At 70.0% G+C, this 14,666-nt stretch carries 11 protein-coding genes and 2 pseudogenes; 5 read left to right on the forward strand and 8 right to left on the reverse strand.

Annotation, left to right across the window (positions count from 1 at the left end):
* Window positions 1–68: 68 nt before the first annotated feature.
* The 3 genes from ACFY0T_RS19705 (at window position 69) to ACFY0T_RS19715 (ending at window position 5,079) form a co-directional block, all read left to right on the forward strand.
* Window positions 69–236, forward strand: a complete 168-nt coding sequence (locus tag ACFY0T_RS19705; protein WP_388871781.1) for a hypothetical protein — start codon at window positions 69–71, stop codon at window positions 234–236.
* Window positions 237–370: 134 nt separating this feature from the next.
* Entirely contained in the window at window positions 371–4,753 is a 4,383-nt protein-coding gene (locus tag ACFY0T_RS19710; RefSeq protein WP_388871784.1) for a hypothetical protein, read from the forward strand.
* A gap of 134 nt (window positions 4,754–4,887) precedes the next feature.
* Window positions 4,888–5,079 (forward strand): hypothetical protein, encoded by a 192-nt coding sequence (locus tag ACFY0T_RS19715; protein ID WP_388871787.1) that lies wholly within the window; start codon window positions 4,888–4,890, stop codon window positions 5,077–5,079.
* A gap of 141 nt (window positions 5,080–5,220) precedes the next feature.
* On the opposite strand, the pseudogene ACFY0T_RS19720 reads toward ACFY0T_RS19715, so the two are convergent.
* Window positions 5,221–5,779, reverse strand: a pseudogene (locus tag ACFY0T_RS19720) (FAD-dependent monooxygenase); the annotation flags it as partial.
* On the opposite strand from ACFY0T_RS19720, the pseudogene ACFY0T_RS19725 reads away from it, so the two are divergent.
* Window positions 5,710–6,060, forward strand: a pseudogene (locus tag ACFY0T_RS19725) (hypothetical protein); the annotation flags it as partial. The pseudogenes ACFY0T_RS19720 and ACFY0T_RS19725 sit on opposite strands and share 70 nt — an antisense overlap.
* 22 nt (window positions 6,061–6,082) lie before the next feature.
* Here the strand turns inward: ACFY0T_RS19725 and ACFY0T_RS19730 are convergent.
* From ACFY0T_RS19730 to ACFY0T_RS19750, 5 genes are all read right to left on the reverse strand, one after another.
* Complete coding sequence (locus ACFY0T_RS19730; RefSeq protein ID WP_388871790.1) at window positions 6,083–6,859, reverse strand: ABC transporter permease; 777 nt, start codon at window positions 6,857–6,859, stop codon at window positions 6,083–6,085.
* Complete coding sequence (locus ACFY0T_RS19735) at window positions 6,856–8,409, reverse strand: ABC transporter permease subunit (RefSeq protein ID WP_388871792.1); 1,554 nt, start codon at window positions 8,407–8,409, stop codon at window positions 6,856–6,858. The genes ACFY0T_RS19730 and ACFY0T_RS19735 overlap by 4 nt, the downstream gene beginning before the upstream one ends.
* Window positions 8,406–9,359 (reverse strand): ATP-binding cassette domain-containing protein, encoded by a 954-nt coding sequence (locus tag ACFY0T_RS19740; protein ID WP_388871794.1) that lies wholly within the window; start codon window positions 9,357–9,359, stop codon window positions 8,406–8,408. Before ACFY0T_RS19740 ends, ACFY0T_RS19735 begins: the two co-directional genes overlap by 4 nt.
* A 208-nt stretch (window positions 9,360–9,567) precedes the next feature.
* Entirely contained in the window at window positions 9,568–10,269 is a 702-nt protein-coding gene (locus ACFY0T_RS19745) for a response regulator (protein WP_388871797.1), read from the reverse strand.
* 23 nt (window positions 10,270–10,292) lie between these two features.
* Window positions 10,293–11,546, reverse strand: coding sequence for a sensor histidine kinase (locus ACFY0T_RS19750; RefSeq protein ID WP_388871800.1), 1,254 nt, complete (start codon window positions 11,544–11,546; stop codon window positions 10,293–10,295).
* Window positions 11,547–11,832: 286 nt separating this feature from the next.
* On the opposite strand from ACFY0T_RS19750, the gene ACFY0T_RS19755 reads away from it, so the two are divergent.
* Window positions 11,833–12,369, forward strand: a complete 537-nt coding sequence (locus tag ACFY0T_RS19755) for a Rieske (2Fe-2S) protein (RefSeq protein WP_388871803.1) — start codon at window positions 11,833–11,835, stop codon at window positions 12,367–12,369.
* On the opposite strand, the gene ACFY0T_RS19760 is transcribed toward ACFY0T_RS19755, so the two are convergent.
* Window positions 12,356–13,837 carry an ATP-binding protein gene (locus ACFY0T_RS19760; RefSeq protein WP_388871806.1) on the reverse strand — a complete coding sequence of 494 codons (1,482 nt, stop codon included), beginning with the start codon at window positions 13,835–13,837 and terminating at the stop codon, window positions 12,356–12,358. The genes ACFY0T_RS19755 and ACFY0T_RS19760 overlap by 14 nt on opposite strands.
* A complete protein-coding gene (locus ACFY0T_RS19765; protein ID WP_388871809.1) occupies window positions 13,834–14,592 on the reverse strand; it encodes a response regulator transcription factor in 759 nt (252 codons plus the stop codon). The genes ACFY0T_RS19760 and ACFY0T_RS19765 overlap by 4 nt, the downstream gene beginning before the upstream one ends.
* Window positions 14,593–14,666: the final 74 nt, after the last annotated feature.

Below are 14,666 nucleotides of genomic sequence, written 5' to 3' on the forward strand. Positions count from 1 at the left end.
ACCACGTAGCGGCCGATCCGCGGACGCTGACACGCACTTACGGCCACACCGCCGGCATCGGCGGGGCCGTGTTCGGAGGCGTCGCCGACCAGTCCAGCGACAGCGACGAACCCATCGTGGGCCGGTTCACCGCGTTCCGCGGGGTCCTCGCCATCGCCGCCACCGCCCCCGAGCAGGCACACCGTACGGAGACCGTCGGTGCTGTCGTCCGCGCGGTTCCCGACGCAACCGGCTGACCACCAAGACCGCCCATCCTTCGGGCCCTTGCGCCCGAAGGCGGGCCGAGCCGTGCCCCGACCAGGCACGGGAGACCACTCAACGAGAAACGGGGAAACTCTCCTTGAGACTCAGAAGACGAACACGCGCGCCCTTGGCCGCTGTAGTGGCCTGCGCCGCACTGACCGGCGGCCTGCTGCAAGCAGCGCCCGCCACCGCCGTACCCAAGCATGTGGGCACGGCGGCAAATCCCGGCCACGCCGCACCGCCGGCGTCCACCAGCCGGGTCACCCATCCGGGCAGCAAGCTCGGCAAGGGCTGGAACACCTCCAGGGACCGGGCTGTCACCCTTGCCGCCGACTCCGACGGCGTGCACATCCTCGTCGCCGACAGTGCCAAGGCGTACGAGTGGAAGACCGCCACCATCCTTGCCGAGCCCGGCATGCCCGCGGATTCGTGGATCGGCAACCAGTGCGTCATCGACCACACGCACGCTGCCGTCGTCTACGCGCCCCGCACGTTCACGAACAAGCCGGACCTGATGCAGGGCGGCGCGTTCGCCGCGATCGTCAACCTCGACACCGGGAACGTCACCAAGCTGCCGTTCACGGCTTCGCTGGCCTACTTCGACCCGACCTGCAACCCGGACACCCACACCGCCGCGTTCACCGCCTACCGGGACATGAACGACCCCGAAAGCACGAAGACGCGCGTGATGACCGTGAACACGGCGGGGAAGACGACCGGCGCGACGGTGACGGGTGGTGAGGTCACCAGCGCCGTTCCGGTGAAGGACGGCACGGTCGCCGCACGCGGCCGCAACCTGGTCCACATCGACCGGTCCGGCAAGGTGAAGAACCTGACTGCTGCGGACACCGTCCCGTTCGACATCCGCCCCGCCGCACACGGGCAGATCGCCTTCGTCGACCGCAGCAACGACACCACCGCGCACGCCAAGCTCTTCACGGGGCACGCCAAACCGGCCGTCATCGCCTCCGGCAAGCTCGGCGACCTCGACCTGATGCAGGGCGCGGCGGGCCGGGTGTTCCTCACCGGCCACCCCACCAGTACCCCCCATACGAAGGGCACCGGGGTCACCCGCATCGACGCCCCCGCGAACACAGACGTCTCGAGCCTGGGGCGTCTCGCCGTCCACCCGGTCCTCACTCCCGGCGTCCGCGCCGGCCTGGAACGGGTCAAGAACGCGGGCAAGGGCTTCACCAAGGCCGAACCCTCCCCGAAGGACGGGGCCGCGCAGGCCCCCGCGACCCTGATGGCGGACGCGCCGACGACGGTGACCTCCACCGCCACCACCACCGGCGAGAAGATCACCCAGTCCGTCCAGGACACGACGGCCCCCACCGGAAAGAACACCTTCTCGCCCGCCCTCACCGCCGGCGGGTCGCACGGCAAGCAGAAGCGGCTGGCGCGCACCGCGGCCGCTGTGTCACACACTCCGGTCGACACCGACCGCTGGTGCTCCGTCTCCCGCAACGACACCGGAGTCCAGGCGCTGCAGCCGACCCCGAACCAGGTCGAATGGGCCGTCGACATGGCCGTACGCGGCAAGCTGCGCGCAGGGGTGATCCGGCAGGGCGGCTACCGCAACCAGTCCGGCATCAGCAACATCGACCCGCAGGGCCTCTTTCCCCCGCCGACGTTGAAGGGCGGCGACGGCAAGGGGCGCATCCCGGCCAACGTGCTCCTCGGCATCATGGCCCAGGAGTCGAACCTGTGGCAGGCCGAGGGGGGTTCGATCCCTGGCCAGATGGGCAGCCCCCTCGCTGCCGTGGACGGCTACTACGGCCACAAGGCCGTGGACGGTGACCCGGACGCCTACTGGCAGATCAACTGGGACAAGTCGGACTGCGGCTACGGCGTCGGGCAGGTCACCGACGGCATGCGCCTCGCGGGGCACGAGAAGGACCACGAGACGAGCCTGTCCCCGGCCCTGCAGAAGGCCGTGGCGGTCGACTACGCGACGAACATCGCCGCCTCCATGAAGATACTCGCCAGCAAGTGGAACGAGGTCCACACCGACGGGCAGAAGGTCACCGTCAACAACGACGACCCGTCCATGGTGGAGAACTGGTTCACCGCCGTGTGGAACTACAACCTCGGCTTCAACCCGCCGTCCGAAGCGTCGAAACACGACGGGCACTGGGGCCTGGGCTGGTACAACAACCCGGCCAACCCGCTCTACAAGAAGAGCTGGGGCCACCCGTTCATGGACACCTCCGTGGACGGCTCGGAAGCCAACAAGGACGCGGCGCATCCGCAGGACTGGCCGTACGAGGAGAAGGTGATGGGCTGGTCCGCCTGGTCCATCGACACCGGCTTCTCCTACGGCACCTCGGGCCGTCAGGACTGGAAGGGCGAGTCCGGGTTCTCCTCGGCCGGCTTCCAGCCCGCCTGGTGGACCTCCCCTGGCCAGCGCAGCCAGGTCTCGCCGCCGCTGAGCACCTTCTGCAACGGCAACAACAACTGCGACCCGAGCACGCCGCCGGACTGCAAGACCGAGGCGTGCTACGCGAAGTACTGGTGGAACAAGCCCAACGCGTCGTGGAAGACCAACTGCGCCAACGACTGCGGGCACGAGAACATCAAGTACCAGACGGAGATCCCAGAGCCGGGGCGCGGCTACCGGCTCAAGAACGGGATGCCCGTGTGCTCCGGCGCCCCCACCGGCGCCCACGTCGTCGCCTCCGTCCCCAACGGAACCGAATCGTGGGGCGACTGCGGGCAGGTGACCTCTTCGGGCAGCTTCCAGTTCACGTTCTACCCCGGCACCGAGGGTCGCTACGAAGCGAAGGCGGACCTGCACCAGGTCGGCGGCGGCTACGGCGGCCACTTCTGGTACGCCCACACCCGCGACAAGGCTCATCTCGGCGGCCCAGGCGGCTACATGACCATCGACGGCACCTGGACCCTCGGCGAGAGCATGGATCTGGCCCAGGTGTACGTGCACGTTCCCGACACCGGGGCGCAGACCCGGCGGGCCCACTACGTCGTCAACGGCGCGGTCGGCGGACCCTACGACCGGTACGTCAACCAGGACGGCAACAACGGCAAGTGGGTGTCACTCGGCGCCTACAAGTTCACCTCCACCCCGAGCGTGAGCCTGTCGAGCTACTCGCCCACCGGCACCGCCGACGACGACATCGCCTGGGGCGCCGTCGCCTTCCAGCCCGTCAAGGGCAAGTTCGTTCACCGCTCACTGACCGCGGCCGCGGTCTTCGACCCGAACCAGAACCTCGACTCCAACATGCCGGAGGAGATGTACACCCCTCTGCGGAACGCGAAGACCCTGCACGACTGGGGTATGGGGCTTGCCTATCAAGGCCCCCGCTGGGACAACCCCGGGGCGGACGCGCGCGGTCTCAGCTACGAGGCACGCTGCCCGACTCCCCAGGCGGTGGGCGAGTGCACCGGCCAGAAGACCTGGGACGCGGCCGAGCAGTGGTACAAGGACATCAAGGCCGGCGGGGAGAAGCCGACCTCGGACGGCTCCGCGCCCGCCATGTCGATCCCTGTATGGATGGGTATGTCCAATCAGCGGCCCAATCCCTCGCAGCCCGCGAGTGTGGCGCTGAAGGGCGACAACAGCTACAAGATCAAGAGCGAAGTCGACGTGACGTTCGTCTCCGACGACAGCGGGAAGATCATCTCCGGCAGTGAAGGGGCAAGCTACCGGGTCCGTGTCGGCAACGCCCACCTTCCGTACTTCGTGACCAACATCATGAAGGCCATCGAAGCCGACTACGGCATCCCGAAGCCGAACATCGACTACACCACCCAGGACGCCCTCGAGTACGGGAACGTCCTCACCTCACACCCGTACACCGACGGCGACACCCCTGGGCAGGCGTACTTCCCGCACTTCCGAGGCGCACGCCTGAACGCGGACCGCTCGTGCGTGGACTTCCGCGCCGTCGGCGGCGGCGTCCACGGCTACCGGCCGATGGTCGCGCACAAGTACATCAACGACAACGTCAAGGCCTGGGTCGACAAGATCAACTCCAACCTCGAAACCAACTACGCTGTCAAGAACTTCGCCGGGGACATCTACTCGATGTTCTTCAAGAACAGCGGGGACAACAACGTCTTCGGAAGCATGATCGGTAACGCGCCTCCGATCTGGCAGGACGTCGCTGCCGCGTTCTGCGCGGACGGCAGCGTCAAGCCGATGCATCAGGAGGAGAACGGGGATGCCGTGCCGCACAACGGCATCGTGTTCCAGAGCTACATGCCCGACCTGTACCTCTACGTCGACGACAAGATGACCGACAACCTCGGCCGTCCGTCGGCCACGAGGATCAGCGGGGGTGACTGGAAGGACTTCTCCAACTTCCCGCTGACAGCTCCCAACGGCAACGCCTACGGCACCTGCGATGCCGCCGGCCGTGGAAGCGGAGGCAACCCCTGGAATGTCGAGCCGCCCGTCCCGGTCATCGGGGACGGACCCGGCAACCGACCGTCGAGCGTTGTCCACTGTGACGCACCGGCGAACAGGTTCACGGACAACATCACTCAGTAGCGTGTGACGTTCATGTCGCGGGGGCCGCCCGCTGGTTCCGGAGCGGTCCCCGCGACAACGGGTACGCGGCGAGCCCGGTCCTCGGCGGCCGGCGCACAGAGCATGGGCACAGCAAAGAAAGCAGGCAAGCGGTCATGGGTTCAGGTGCCGATTTCATCGTCCTCGTCTTCCTCGTCCTGTACCTGGGGCCTGCCTGGTGGCTGTGCGCCAAGGTCGCGGACAAGACGTCGAGGAAGATGGGCTGGCTCATGGCAACGGGGCTCATCTTCGCTCCGGCCGCGCTACTGGTTGTCGGCGCCCTGTACGAGTACGGGGGCCAAGGTTAGGAGCGCCGTGCCGTTTTCGTGCGGTACAGCCGTCAGTCGTCGGGGATGCCGGTACCGCTGAGGGCGGGGACGGTGGCCTCCGGGCGGGTGAGGGAGGGGGCGCCGAGGCGGAACTGGTCGAGTTTGTCGAGGATGCTGCTCCTCGCGTACGCCGGCGGCCATGCCCTGGCCGATCCAGGGCGGCGTCGCCGGCGAGGAAGACCCGGCCCACCCGGAAGCGGGCGGCGAAGCGGACGTGGTGGCTGTACACCGTCGCCCGCAGGATCTTGATGCTGTCCCGGCTGATCCCGTACCGGGACACCATCGAGTAGATCGCCTCGTCGGTGGTCAGGTACTTCTCGTCGTCGCCCGGCAGGATCGGGAACTCCCAGCGGTGGTGGCCGAGCGGGGTCGGACAGTCCACCGCGGGCCGGGCCGGATCGCAGCGGAAGCGCAACCGGTCGTGATCCGGCCAGGGCTTGAGCGTCTCGGTGTCGATGACGACCCAGCGGTCCTCATACGTCCGCCCCTCGTAGCCCACATTGAGCCGCGCCCGCCTCAGGCTGGAGCCGCCGTCGGCCGCTATGACGTAGGAAGCCCGGAGTCGCCGTACGGAGTCGTCAGCACCGACCACGGTCAGTTCGACCCCGTCCGCGTCCTGGCGCAGTCGCAGGCACTCGTGCCGCAGCAGCATCTCCACGTTCGGATGTCGGGCGACTCCGCGCCCTGCCCACCCTGTTCGCCTTCGCCAGCCCCGGGCACATCCTCTTCGGCAGCGACTGGCCCTTCGCTCCCACGGCGGCGGGCCAGTACTTCGCCAACGGCCTCGACCCGGCAGGTCTCACGGCCGTCAACCGCACCAATGCCGAGGCCCTCTTTGCCCGCCGGGCCGGCGCCCCCGTACCGACTCCGGGCGGTCCGGTCCCGAAACGCCTGCGCCAGTCCGCCCAACGGGCCGCCGACCGCCTCTTCTTCAAGCTCGTCCAACCCGGCACCGACTGAGGCACAGGCGGCGCGCCGTCTGTCATGCGTCCCGCGAGCGCAGCAGCCAGCCGCCGGCGGCGATCGCGCCGACCGCCCACAGGGCCACCACGCCGAGGCCCTGCCAGGGGCCGAGGGGAAGGCCGTCGACGTCGACGGTCGTCTGGACGGCGACGCTCGCCGTCATCGGCGCGATCTGCTGGAGGTGGCGCTGCCAGTCGGGGTCGGCGACCACCTGCGCGAGGATCGGGAAGACGAACAGCAGGGCGAGGACGATCCCGATGGCGGTCGCCGAGTTCCGTACGATCAGCGCGATGCCGAGGCTGAGCAGGCCGATCAGCACGAGGTAGAGGATCGAACCCACTGCGGCCCGCAGCGTCGGCTCGTCGGCCAACGACATGGCCGAGAAGCCGTGTTCCTTCGTGAAGCCGCGGCCCGCCTGCACGAGGCGGCCGATCAGCAGGGATCCGAGGACGGAGACGGTGCCGGCCACCAGCATCACCGCGGTCAGCACGGCCGACTTCGCGTAGAGGACCGTGAGCCGGCGCGGCACGGCGGTGAGCGTGGTGCGCATCATGCCTGTGCTGTACTCGTTGCCCACCATCAGCACCGCCACGATCGCGACGACGACCTGTCCGACCATCACGCCGGTGAGGCTGAGCCGCGTCGGGTCCCCGCCGCAGCCGGTGGCGTCACACCGGGACGTCATGGCCACCGCGGCGCTGACGGCCACGGTCAGGGCGATCACGCCGAGGGTCAGCCAACCGTTGCTCGCGTCGGTCCGCAGCTTCGTCCACTCGGCACGTCCGGCGCATGTCATACGTCCCTCCGGCGGAGCAGGACCACGGCGGCGGCGAACGAGGCCGCGGCATAGGCACACAGGACGGCGAGGCCCGCCCACGGCGCCAGCGGGAAGTAGCCGGACGACGGCGCGTAGACGGTGACGACCTGGTCGTAGTGCTCGACGCTCTGCTGGATGGCGAACCCGGCGGCCGGAGTGACCCGCAGCAGCCATTCCGAGGCCCCGTCGGGCAGTACGGACGCGGTCGCGAGGAGGTAGGGCAGGACCATGCCGACAACGACCACGGTGATGGCCACGGCGCTGCGCCGCAGGATGGTGCCGGCCGCGAGGGCGAACACGCTCGCCACGGCGAGCAGCAGGCCCGTGCCGACGATGACGCGCAGTTCGGTCGTCGTCGGCACCGTCAGGACGGGGAAGCCGTTCGACTCCGACCTCGATCTCCCGAGGGGGACCATGACGGCGGCGGCGACCAGTCCGACGGCGAAGGCGACCGTGCCCACCACGAGGGCCTTCGCCACCAGGACGCGGCCCCGGCGCGGGCTCGCCGCCAGGGTGACGCCGATCATGCCCCGCCGGTACTCGACGGTGATGTAGCCCGCCCCCACGACGACCATGATGATCAGCCCGGCGAACGCGCCGACGAGGAAGTTCTCGATGGTCCGTACGCCGCTGGTGGCGGGACCACCGACGACGGGCGCGATGTCACCGGCCCCGGTGATCTTGAAGCCGTTGCCGGAGGCGGTGGCCCCGCCCTTGGTGTCCTGGCTGTAACTGGCGGAGGTGCCGGCGTCCTTGCCCACTTGCCGACTCTGCCAGGAGCCGTTGGTCCACTGACCGCCGAGGGCGACCTGGTCGAAGGTGCCGGTGGCGACGGCCGGGGCGAAGCCCGTTCCGGTTCCGGTCGAGTCCTTGATCGACGGGGAGGTCACGAACAGCCCGACCTGCGGTGTCGCCGACAGTCCGGAGAGATCCGCGTGGCCGACCTCGGTCCACTTGGAGCCGTCCGTGGACTGGTAGCCGGTGAGGGTGTCGCCGGAGCGCTGCAGCCGCAGCCGACGTGGCGACTCCTGGGAGGCCGTACCGGTCATCCCGGCCGTGTCGTGCGTGTAGTTGTACTGCATCCGCACGCCGTGGGCGCCGGTGACCATCATCGCCGCGTACGCCGACCCCTGGTCGAGGCTGTCCTTCACGATGATGCCGGCCTTGGCCCAGGGGGCGAGGCCTGTCTTGCTGTCGTTCGGATTCGTCGAGACCATGCCGGCCAGCGAGGAGACGGAGACGGTGATGGTGCCGTCGCCCCGCAGCGGCTGGTGCACGAAGTAGAAGCTGTCGTTGACCGCTTCGCCGCCCGGGCCGACGGGCAGGGCGGAACTGCCGTCCGGATGGGACGTGTTGCCGGCCGCCGTGGCGAGCAGGCCCACCAGGCAGATGACCAGCAGCGCGCCGACGGTGCTCCGCACCCAGCCGCGCACGGTGCGGAACTTCGTCCATTCCGCGTGCAGCAGCCGGCCGAAGCCGCCGCGCTCCGGGCGTGCCGTGGCGCGCGGCGGCGTCATCGTGGAGGTCATCGACCGGCCTCCTCGGGAACGACGCCGCGGTACTGCACGGCATCCCGAGTGAGCTCCATGTAGGCCTCTTCCAGCGACGCGCGGTGCTCGGAGATCTCGGAGAACGGCACCGCGTTCCCGCCGAGCAGCGACACCGCTTCCTCGGCCGGGATCCCGGTCACGCTGATCGTGTCGGCTCCGGTGGAGCTGACGGTGGCGCCCGCGCGCGCGAGGACGGTCATCGCCTGGGTGAGCGCCGAGGTCCGCAGGGTCACCCGCCCTTGGGACACCGACGCCAGCAGGTCCCGCACGCTCATGTCGGCGACGACCCGGCCGCGTCCGACGACCACCACGTGGTCCGCGCTGTCCTGCAGTTCGCTCATCAGGTGGCTGGAGACCAGCACGGCCCGGCCCTGCTCGGCCAGCGAGGCCAGGAAGCCGCGCATCCACATGAACCCTTCGGGGTCCAGGCCGTTGAAGGGCTCGTCGAGCATGATCACCGGCGGGTTGCCGAGCAGTGCCGCCGCGATGCCGAGGCGCTGGCGCATGCCCAGGGAGAAGCCGCCCGCCTTGCGCTGGGCCACGTCCTGGAGGCCGACCTGCCGGATCACCTCGTCGACCCGCCCCGCGCTCAGCCCCTGGGAGTGGGCGAGCCACAGCAGATGGTGGCGGGCGGTGCGGCTCGGCTGCACGGCCGCGGCGTCCAGCAGCGCCCCGATGTGCGTCAGCGGGGTGCGCAGTTCCCGGTAGGGACGGCCGCCGACCAGGGCGGTCCCTTCGTCGGGCCGGTCCAGGCCGAGGATCACGCGCATCGTGGTGGACTTGCCGGCGCCGTTCGGACCGACGAAGCCGGTGACCTGCCCGGGGGCGACGGTGAACGTCATGCCGTCCAGCGCCTGGGTGCTCCCGAAGCGCTTGCGCACGTTCCTGACCTCGATCGTCGCCTGCGACCCATCGATCGTCTTCTCCATGCCAGCAGACTAGGAAGAAGGGGGTGCCCGGGTCGTCACGGCGAAGAGCCAACTTCGATGGCACTCGCAGGAGCCACGACGCGGACCACCCGTCCCCCACGGGAGGGACGGGCGGTGTCCTCCTCGGGGATGACGGCCGTGCGTGATCAGCGCTGTCCGACTGACGCCGTGCCGTAGGTGAACACCCGGGCGGCGCCGGTCGAGCGGGCTATTCCGACCTGCGGGTGCCGGGAACGACAAGTCCCGTCTCGTACGCGGCGATGACGGCCTGGGTACGGTCACGCAGCGCCAACTTGCCGAGCATGCGGCTGACGTGTGTCTTCACCGTCTCCTCGCTGAGGACGAGCCGGGCGGCGATCTCCGGATTGGAGAGTCCCTCGGCGACGAGCAGCAGGACTTCCGTCTCGCGTGCGGTCAGGGACTTCATGCCGGGCGGAGGCGCGACGTCCGGCCTGGCGGGCATCAGGGCGAACTCGCTGATGAGCCGTCGGGTGATGTTGGGCGCGAGCAGGGCGTCCCCGGCGGCGACGACACGCACGGCGTCGAAGAGCCGTTCGGCGGTGGCCTCCTTGAGCAGGAAGCCGCTGGCTCCGGCGCGCAGCGCGTCGTACACGTACTCGTCGAGGTCGAACGTCGTCAGGATGAGCACGCGCGGTACGTCCGCTCCGCCGGGCGAGGAGCCGACGAGGTGTCTGGTGGCCTCGATGCCGTCCATCTCGGGCATGCGGATGTCCATGAGGACGACGTCCGGCGACACTTCGCGGCAGACGCGAACCGCTTCGACTCCGGAGGAAGCGGTCTGTACGACGGTGAAGTCCGGCTGGCTGTCGAGCAGCGCGGAGAACCCGGTGCGGACGACCACGTGGTCGTCGGCGACGACGACCCGGATCGGTGAGGACGGGGTGCTCATGGGTTCTGTTCCGTCCGGGGTGCTCATGGGGCCTCTTCCGTCTTGGCGGGGAAGCGTGCCTCGACGACGAACCCGCCGCCGTCGAACGCCGAACCGGTACGTACGTCGCCGCCGACCGCACCGGCGCGTTCCCGCATACCGAGCAGGCCGTGTCCGCCGGCGGGCCGGTCGGGCGGCGGTCCTGGACCGTTGTCGCGGACGCGGATGTGCAGGGCGTCGTCGGTGTAGGTGAGTTCCACGTCGACGGCGGCGCCCGTGGCGTGCTTGCGGGCGTTGGTGAGGGATTCCTGGACGATGCGGTAGGCGGCGAGTTCGATGCCGGGGTCCAGTGCGCGCGGGGATCCGCTCAGGATGAGGCGGATGGAGGTGAGGGACGCCTTGCGGGCCTCGTCGAGCAGTTCGTTGAGCCGGTGCAGGTCGGGCTGTGGCCTGCGGTCGCCGCCGGTGACCGACGCGGTGTCCGCACGGAGCACACCGAGCAGGCGGCGCATCTCGGTCAGGGCCGCGCGGGCGGTGTCCCCGATGCCGAGCAGCCGTTCGGCGCCCTCGGCGGGCATGCCCGCGGTGGCCATCCGGGCCGTCTCGGCCTGCACGGCGATCATGGAGATGTGGTGGCCGACGACGTCGTGGAGTTCACGGACGATGCGTATGCGCTCCTCGCGTGCGGCGTTCTCCCACTGGGTGCCGTCCATGACCTCGCGGATGGCGCTGTGTTGCCGGTTCTGTTCGTTCGACCGGCCGGCGAGTCCGGCGAAGGCCGCCAGCGGGGCCAGCACCGCGACCAGGACGACCCGTACGCGGTAGTCGGTGCCGTCGGACGCCGTCAGGGCCAGGACGAGGAAGGGCGTCCCGAGCAGCGCGGCCGGCAGGACGGAGCTGCTGCGGCCGAGCCGGTACTGGGCGATGAGCTGGGCGGCGAGGCCCGCCAGGGTCAGCGTCTCGAAGATCAGGAGCGAGCCGACGCTCGCCGCGGTGACGGTGATCCCGGCCATCAGGGGGCGCAGGAAGGCCAGGGGTAAGGCGGTGGACAGGCACAACAGGCCGACCACCATGGCGAATTGCACGCCGCCCGCGCCGCCGTGCTGGCCGGTTCTCGTGGTGGCGTCGGCGAACATGCGCGGAATCGATCCGTGGGCGGCGACGAATTCGGCGAGCGATTCCATGACGGCGAGCAGCCCGAGCACCGCACCGGACACGGCACTCACGTGCGGGAGTTCCGCCACCCGCCGCCGTCGCGTTCCGATCCAGGTGTCACGCCAAGCCGTCGCACGGTGCACGACGGTCATTATCGCAGTCGGTGCCGTTCGGATCGTCCCTCCGGCCAGCCATGACGCCGTCCCCCGAGCGAGGGACTGCGTCGTCCCCGGCGTGGGTGACCGACGGGGCGTCAAGGGCTCGGCCGCGGGGTTTCGTCCCGTTCGTACTGTCTCACTTGTGCCGTGTGCCGCCCGGTTGTTGAGCAACGGGCGCCCCTGATCCATACGGTGGGCGAAAGCGTAATCCCACGCTCCGGTTGGCGGTGTCTCGCCAACCGGCCCCAGACGAGGTGACAGGAAGTGACGCATGGCCGAGACGTCCGGCATTCCGGGAGCTGTGACCCGCCGTACCGCCGTGGCCGGGGTGGGGGCCGCGGGCCTCGGCGCCGCGCTGGCCGCGTGTGGCAAGAACGACAAGGAACAGGCGTCCCCTCAAGACAGCGCGACCCCCTCACAAGGGGGCGAGTCGTCCGCGCCCCCGTCACAAGGGGCCGAGTCGTCCGCGGCCCCCTCACAGGTGGCCGAGTCGTCCGCCGCTCCGTCGGCCCGCAGCGGTGGCACGGTGCTGGGCAAGGCGTCCGACATCCCCGTCGGCGGGGGCATGATCTACGCGAACGCGAAGGTGGTGGTCACCCAGCCGACGTCGGGCGACTTCAAGGGCTTCTCCGCGGTGTGCACGCATCAGGGCTGCACGGTGGCCAAAGTGGAGAACGGCGAGATCGTATGTCCCTGCCACAAGAGCCACTTCAGCATCGCGGACGGCAGCGTGGCATCGGGCCCGGCGCCCAAACCGCTGCCGTCGGCCGACGTGACCGTGGCGGACGGAACCATCACGCTGGCCTGACGATCCACGGCGCGTCGCGCCGGCCCGCGATGTCGTCGCCTCCCACGAGAGGGAGCCTGATGACGAACGCCGTCGAGCCCGGGCGGCTGGTCAGATCGACCGTGCCGCCGTGCGCCCGGACCAGTGAGCGCGCGACCGCAAGGCCCAGGCCGCTGCCGCCGCGGTCGCGGCTGCGGGCCTTGTCGACACGGTAGAAGCGGTCGAAGACGTGTTCCTGCTCGGCGGCCGGAATGCCCGGCCCCGAGTCGGCGACGCGTACGACCGCCGCGCCGGAGGCGACGGACACCTCCACGCTCACCTTCGTACCGGCCGGGGTGTGCACGGCGGCGTTGGTGAGCAGGTTGTCCAGCACCTGGCGGATGCGCAGGGGGTCCAGCCGGAGCCGCACGGGATCGGGGCCGATGGTCGCCGTCAGCTCGTGGTCCGGGTGGCCCGCGCGGAAGGCGTCCGCCGCCTCCCGCGCCAGCTCCGCCAGGTCGGCGTCCTCCAGCCGCAGGGGTGTCTCGACCTCGGCCGCGTCGAGGCGGGCCAGCAGCAGCAGATCGTCGAGGAGCACGCCCATCCGGGCCGCCTCGGCGCGCAGGCGGGCCAGGTGCTTCTCGCGTTCCTCGGGCTCGTTGGCGGCCGCGTACTGGAAGAGGTCCGCGTAGCCCCGTACGGACATCAAAGGCGTACGCAGCTCGTGCGAGGCGTCCGCGACGAACCGGCGCAGCCGCTGTTCGGCCTCGGTGCGGACGGCGAGGGAGTCGTCGATGTGTTCCAGCATGGTGTTGAACGCGCTGCGCAGCTCCTCGACCTCCGGGCCGCCGCTGCCGCCGTCGGCGCGCACCGGCAGCCGCGCGGAGTCGGTGAAGTCGTGCGAGGTGATGCCGCGGGCCGTGTGCGCCATGTCGCTGATCGGTTTCAGGCCGCGCCGCAGCACCGCCCGGCCGACCACGACGAGCGTCAGCAGGGCGGCGGCGAAGGCGATGACCTGGACCGTGATCAGCTGCCGCATGGTGGCCTGGAGGTTGTTCATGGGGGCGGCGGTGACCAGGACGACTCCGGGTTCGACCTCGCAGGCGCGCAGCTTGTACCTGCCCTTCCCCGAGATGTCCGCGGTGCGCAGGATCTCGTCGGAGCCCGCGGGCGGCAGCGCCTCGGCGGTGGCCGCGAGCACGGCGGAGTCCGCAGGCACGTCGGCGGGCTTGCGGAGCACGGCGGTGCCGCCCTTGACGTCGTACACAGCGGTGTACCAGCCGTAGTAGGGCTGCCGTTGCACGGTGCTGTGTGCCTGGGCGTCCTTGGACTGAGCGACCTGGACGAGTTTCATCTGTTCGCCCAGCTGGCGATCCAGGTAGTCCCGCATGTACGTCGTCAGCGCGGTGCCGACGACCGCGAACACGACAAGGGACAGCACGCCCATGCCCAGGGCCAGCCGGGTGCCCAGGCGCAGTCTGCGGTAGCTCCCCCACAGGCGGCGGATCACTCGGCGACCTGCCGCACCACGTATCCGACGCCCCGCACGGTGTGGATGAGGGGTGCACTGCTGTCGTCGACGCCGTCGAGCTTGCGGCGCAGCCGGCTGACGACCAGTTCGACGACGTTGGACCGGCCGCCGAAGCCGTACTCCCAGACGTGGTCGAGGATCTGCGCCTTGGTCAGCACGGTGGGCGACTTGCGCATCAGGTAGCGCAGCACCTCGTACTCGGTGGGGGTGAGCGTGAGCAGCCGGTCGCCGCGGCGCACCTCCCGGGTGTCCTCGTCCATGGTGAGGTCCGCGACCCGCAGCACGGAGCGCTGGAAGCCGGGGCCGGCGCTGCGCCGCAGCACGGTTCGCAGCCGCGCCATCAGCTCCTCCACCGCGAACGGTTTGACCAGGTAGTCGTCGCCGCCCCGGGTGAGGCCCGCGACCCGGTCGGCGACGCCGTCGCGTGCGGTGAGGAACACGACGGGCACCATCGTCCCGGACTGCCGCAGCCGGTCGAGGACGGCGAATCCGTCGAGGCCGGGCAGCATCAGGTCGAGCACCACGATGTCGGGGTGGAACTCGGCGGCGCGGCGCAGCGCCTCCTCGCCGGAGTACGCGGTGACCGCCTCCCAGCCCTCGTAACGGGCGACCGTCGCCACCAGATCGGCGATGGGAGGGTCGTCGTCCACGACCAGAAGGCGCACTTTTTCCACCCGCTCATAGTGCGTCACGTGTCCGCGGACGCCATAGCCGCGTCCCCCCGTGATCCACATCGATAAAGAGTTGAAAGTGGACCGACAGGAAAACGACAGCTCCCACCGGGCAGGCTCGGTGTCCCCACACCCGA

Origin of the sequence: Streptomyces sp. NPDC001530 (genome assembly GCF_042894545.1) — a bacterium.
Classification (GTDB): domain Bacteria; phylum Actinomycetota; class Actinomycetes; order Streptomycetales; family Streptomycetaceae; genus Streptomyces.

Bases quoted from the DNA above. Each gene is read 5' to 3' on its own strand.
- ACFY0T_RS19735 (WP_388871792.1), bottom strand. From the start codon at position 8,409: ATGACCTCCACGATGACGCCGCCGCGCGCCACGGCACGCCCGGAGCGC.
- ACFY0T_RS19740 (WP_388871794.1), bottom strand. From the start codon at position 9,359: ATGGAGAAGACGATCGATGGGTCGCAGGCGACGATCGAGGTCAGGAAC.
- ACFY0T_RS19715 (WP_388871787.1), top strand. From the start codon at position 4,888: ATGGGTTCAGGTGCCGATTTCATCGTCCTCGTCTTCCTCGTCCTGTAC.
- ACFY0T_RS19765 (WP_388871809.1), bottom strand. From the start codon at position 14,592: ATGTGGATCACGGGGGGACGCGGCTATGGCGTCCGCGGACACGTGACG.
- ACFY0T_RS19745 (WP_388871797.1), bottom strand. From the start codon at position 10,269: ATGAGCACCCCGTCCTCACCGATCCGGGTCGTCGTCGCCGACGACCAC.
- ACFY0T_RS19755 (WP_388871803.1), top strand. From the start codon at position 11,833: ATGGCCGAGACGTCCGGCATTCCGGGAGCTGTGACCCGCCGTACCGCC.
- ACFY0T_RS19730 (WP_388871790.1), bottom strand. From the start codon at position 6,859: ATGACATGCGCCGGACGTGCCGAGTGGACGAAGCTGCGGACCGACGCG.